3 protein-coding genes and 1 pseudogene are annotated in these 4,712 nt (G+C 72.7%); all 4 read right to left on the bottom strand.

The features are described 5' to 3' along the window. The coding region (gene gspE, locus NS331_RS21035; RefSeq protein ID WP_058643904.1) for a type II secretion system ATPase GspE at window positions 1–1,345 on the bottom strand (1,345 nt) is incomplete at its 3' end. 8 nt (window positions 1,346–1,353) lie between these two features. Continuing rightward, a complete protein-coding gene (gene gspD, locus NS331_RS21030; RefSeq protein WP_058643903.1) occupies window positions 1,354–3,672 on the bottom strand; it encodes a type II secretion system secretin GspD in 2,319 nt (772 codons plus the stop codon). Between the two features lie 2 nt (window positions 3,673–3,674). Beyond that, a complete protein-coding gene (gene gspN, locus NS331_RS21025; RefSeq protein ID WP_058643902.1) occupies window positions 3,675–4,481 on the bottom strand; it encodes a type II secretion system protein N in 807 nt (268 codons plus the stop codon). Window positions 4,482–4,523: 42 nt separating this feature from the next. After that, window positions 4,524–4,712: pseudogene (locus NS331_RS27230) on the bottom strand (type II secretion system protein GspM); the annotation flags it as partial.

The following is a 4,712-nucleotide window of genomic DNA, read 5'->3' as shown; positions in this document are numbered from 1 at the left end:
AAGCGAGCTGCTGGCCGCCGCGCTCGCCGGCGGCCAGCAGCTCGCTTTCGGGCGCGCGGTTGTGCACCAGCGCGCGCACCGCGTCGTCGGCCACCAGCAGCTCGAAGATGCCGGTGCGGCCCTGGTAGCCGGTGTGGCCGCAGGCCTCGCAGCCCACGGGCTGCATCTGGCCGTCGGGCCCGCGCGTGGCGCAGTGGGTGCACAGCCGGCGCACCAGCCGCTGGGCCAGCACGCCCAGCAGCGAGCTGGACAGCAGGAAGGGCTCCACGCCCATGTCGGTCAGGCGCGTCACGGCGCTGACGGCGTCGTTGGTGTGCAGCGTGGCCAGCACCAGGTGGCCGGTCAGCGAGGCCTGGATGGCGATCTGCGCGGTCTCGAAGTCGCGGATCTCACCGATCATGATCACGTCCGGGTCCTGCCGCAGGATGGCGCGCAGGGCCTTGGCGAAGGTGAGCTCGATGCGGGCATTGACCTGCGTCTGGCCGACGCCGGGCAGCTCGTACTCGATCGGGTCTTCCACCGTCATGATGTTGCTGTGCGCGGCGTCGAGGCGCGACAGCGCCGCGTACAGCGTGGTGGTCTTGCCCGACCCGGTGGGCCCGGTCACCAGGATGATGCCGTGCGGCTGCTGGATCAGGTTTTCGAAGCGCTGCAACGTGTCGCCCAGCATGCCCACCGATTCCAGGCTGAGCTTGCTCTCGCTCTTGTCCAGCAGGCGCAGCACGGCGCGCTCGCCATGGGCCGAGGGCAGGGTGGAGACGCGCACGTCCACCGCGCGCGTGCCGATGCGCAGCGAGATGCGGCCGTCCTGCGGCAGGCGCTTCTCGGCGATGTCCAGGTCGGCCATGATCTTCAGGCGCGAGATCAGCGCCGCATGCAGCGCACGGTTGGGCTGCACCACCTCGCGCAGCGTGCCGTCGATGCGGAAGCGCACGGAGGAGGTGCGCTCGTAGGGCTCGATGTGGATGTCGCTGGCACCGTCGCGCGCGGCCTGCGTGAGCAGCGCATTGAGCATGCGGATGATGGGCGCGTCGCCGGCCGACTCCAGCAGGTCTTCCACCGCCGGCAGCTCCTGCATCATGCGCGAGAGGTCGGCGTCGGTCTCGACCTCGCTGACGATGGCGGCGGCATTGGATTCGCCCTGCGCGTAGGCCGCGCTGATGCGCTGCGCCAGCTGGTCGGCCGGCAGCAGGTCGACCTGCGCGGCCGGGTGCTTGCGCAGCACCTCGCCCACGGCGCTGGCCGGCGCGCCCACCGGCATCCACAGCGTCAGCCGGCCGGCCTCGTCCTCTTCCAGCAGCAGCTGCTGGCTGCGCGCGAAGGCATAGGGCAGGGGATGGCGCAGGCCCGGCATCAGGGCGCCTCGCGGCGGGTGGCCGGATCGTCGGTGGGCGGCAGCGCGCCCTTGAGCGGCACGTTGGCCAGCGCATCGGGCGACAGCGGGCCGGGCTGCGCCGGCGGCAGCGGCGGCGGGATCAGGCGCGTGCCGTCGATGCGGCGGCTCTCGTCGCCCACGCCCTTGACGGCCGGCAGCGGCGGCAGCACGTAGGACTCGCGCACGTTGTTGAGCATCAGGTTGTCGGTGGACGGCTGGCTGGCCTGCTGCAGCGCGCGCAGCGTGTCGTAGCGGTCGGCCGTGATGGCGTCGCTGGAGAGCTGGTCGCGCACGATGGTCGGGCGCAGGAAGACCATCAGGTTGGTCTTGTTGCGCCGGCGGGTCTCGCTCTTGAACAGGTTGCCCATGATGGGCACGTCGCCCAGGCCGGGCACCTTCTCCTGCGCGGCCGAATACTCGTCCGACAGCAGGCCGCCCAGCAGCACGATGCCGCCCTGGTCGACCAGCACGCTCGACTCGATGGAACGCTTGCTGGTGGTCGGGCCGTCCGGGTTGTTGACCGAGGAGGCGACCACGGCCGAGACCTCCTGGAAGATGGTCATCTTGACGGTGCCGGTCTCGCTGATCTGCGGCCGCACGCGCAGCGTCAGGCCCACGTCCTTGCGCTCGATGGTCTTGAAGGGGTTGATCTGCGTGGTCGCGCTGCCGGTGTTGGTGTACTGGCCGGTGGGGAAGGGCACGTTCTGGCCCACGACGATCTTGGCCTCCTCGTTGTCCAGCGTCAGCAGATTGGGCGTGGACAGCACGTTGCCTTCGCCGTTGGAGGCCAGGAAGCGCGCCAGGAAGCCCAGCACGTAGTTGTCGCCATACTTGTGGCCGATGCCGAAGTTGAAGCCCGTGGACGGCAGCGTGGTCGGGTTGCGCGTGGCCAGGCCCACCGCCAGGTTGATGATGTTGGCGCCGGCCAGGCTGGAGTTGGTGCCGACCACGCCGACGTTGCTGCTGCCGCTGTTGCCCAGCGCGCTCTGCCACTGCACGCCGAACTCGGCCGCCTTGTCGGCGTTGACCTCGACGATCAGCGTCTCGATCAGCACCTGCGCGCGGCGGCTGTCGAGCTTGTCGATCACCGCGCGCAGCTGGCGGTACTGCGGCTCGGGCGCCGTGATGATGAGCGAGTTGGTGGACGGGTCGGCCTGGATCTGCCCGCCGGTGGACGGCTGGTTGGCGTTGTTGACGGGCGCATTGGCGGCGCTGCCGCCCAGGCTGGACAGGCCCGCCTGCAGCGTGTTGGGCAGCGACTGCTGCACCGCGGACGCGGCCGGCGCGGCCTGCGCCGCGCCACCCACGCCCGTGTTGTTGTTGACCTGGCCGGCCGCCATGGCGGCGCGCAGCGTGGCGGCCAGGCGCACCGCGTCGGCGTTCTTCAGGTAGACCACGTAGATGTTGCCGGCCGCGCCGTTGCCGCCGTCCACCGCCGGGCGGTCGAGCTTGTCCACCAGCGAGCGGATCAGCTGCAGCCGCGCCGGCGTGGCCGCGCGCACGATCAGCGCATTGCTGCGCGGATCGGCGAGCAGCGCCGTGCGGAAGCCCGACTCCGCACCGCCCGGCGCCGCGCCCGCGGGCGCGCCTGCGATGCCGGCGCTGCCGCCGCCGTCGATCAGGCGCTGCACCAGCGGCACCATGTCCGAGGCGATGGAATAGCGCAGCGGGATCACCTCGATGTCCGAGGCGCTGGGCACGTCCAGCGCCGCGATGATGCGGGCCAGCCGGCGCATGTTGTCGGCATAGTCGGTGATGACCAGGGAGTTGTTGCCCGGGTTGGCGTTGATGGTGTTGTTGGGCGGGATCAGCGGCCGCAGCACCGGCAGCAGGTTGTTGGCCGACTCGTGGTTGAGCCGGAACACCTGCGTGATCATCTGGTTGCCGCTCACCGCGCCGGCACCGGGCACCGAGGTCGTGACGGCGCTGCTCTGCAGCTTGGCGTCGGCCTCGGGCACCACCTTGAACAGGCCGTCGGCCTGCACGATCGAGAAGCCCTGCAGCCGCAGCGCCGCCGCGAACTGGTCGAAGGCGGCGGCCGGCGCCAGCGGCCGGTCGGTCTGCAGCGTGATCGTGCCTTTGACGCGCGGGTCCACCACCACGTCACGGCCGGTGATCACGCCCATGGTGCGGGCCACCGCCTCGATGTCCGCATTGGCGAAGTTGAGCGTGATGGGCTCGCCGCGGCGCGGCACGGCGCCGTCCTGCGCGAGCGCGGCGGGCGCCAGCGCCTGCAGGGCCAGCGCGGCGAGCAGGGCGCGGGCGGCACGGGTGCCGCGGGTAAGAGAAGGCTTCATGGTCAACCGAGATTGATGATGGAGCGCGCGCCCTCGCGCCGCCCCATGATGTTCAGGAGATTCGCGAGGGCATCCTCGCTGCCGGGTGCGGCGCTGGCCTCGCCGCCGAAACGCATGGCGCGGCCCGTCCAGCGGCCGCTGCCCGACAGGCGCAGCGCGCCGTCGGTGGTGGTGAGCAGCAGGCTGGGCGACGGGCCGCCGTCGAGCACCAGCCGGTAGCTGCCCATGGGCCGCAGGGTGCTCAGGCTGGAGCTGAGGCCGGCTGCGTCGAGCACGGCGCGGCCCTCCATGGCGAGCTGGCCCTGCGACCAGCGCAGCACGAAGCCGCGGGTCTGCAGGTCGAGCAGGCCATCGAGCTTGAGGGTGTTCCAGGGCGCGCCCAGGCCGGTGAGCATGGCGGCCGGCCAGCGGCTGCGGCCGTCGTCCCAGGCCAGGCGCAGGCCGCCCGCGCCCGCCGGCCCGGCCGAGAAGCCGAGCGGCCCCTGCGTGCAGCAGGCCAGTTCGAGCTGTCCGCGCACGCCCAGCCAGGCCGGACGCAGCTGCCACTGCATGCGCCCGGGCAGGGCCACGCGGTCCTCGCCGCCGGCCCCGCTGGCCAGCACGACGGCGGCGCTGCCGTTCCACACCGTGCCGCGCGCATCGCGCAGCTGCAGCTGGCCGCCCGTGGCCGAGTGCAGGCCGTCGGCCAGCCAGCGGGCCGGTGCCCACACCGCCGTCGCCAGCAGCGCGCCGAGCAGCGCGCCCACGGCCGCCCAGCGCCAGGGCGCCGCGGGCTCGCGTCGGAGCGTGGCGGAAGTGCGCAGGGCCATGTCAGGCCGGCGGGGCGCGCCGCGCGGAGCCTTGGGGGTGGGTCATCTCGTCGGCAGGCCCATCACGAAGGTGCCTTGCCAGGCCGGCTGCACCACGCCCGGCGCCGCGGTCGCTACCTTGGCGCCGGCCGGGCCGGCGGGTGGCGCCGGCTGGGCGCGTGTCAGGTGCGCCTCGCGCGGCACGGCACGCGCATTGGCGCGGGCCTGGGCCAGCCAGTCGGCCAGCTGGCG

The organism is Pseudacidovorax intermedius, assembly GCF_001476815.1.
Lineage (GTDB): Bacteria > Pseudomonadota > Gammaproteobacteria > Burkholderiales > Burkholderiaceae_C > Xenophilus > Xenophilus intermedius_A.
The sequence above is the reverse complement of the archived record's forward strand: the minus strand, read 5'-3'. Positions and strand labels throughout refer to the sequence as shown.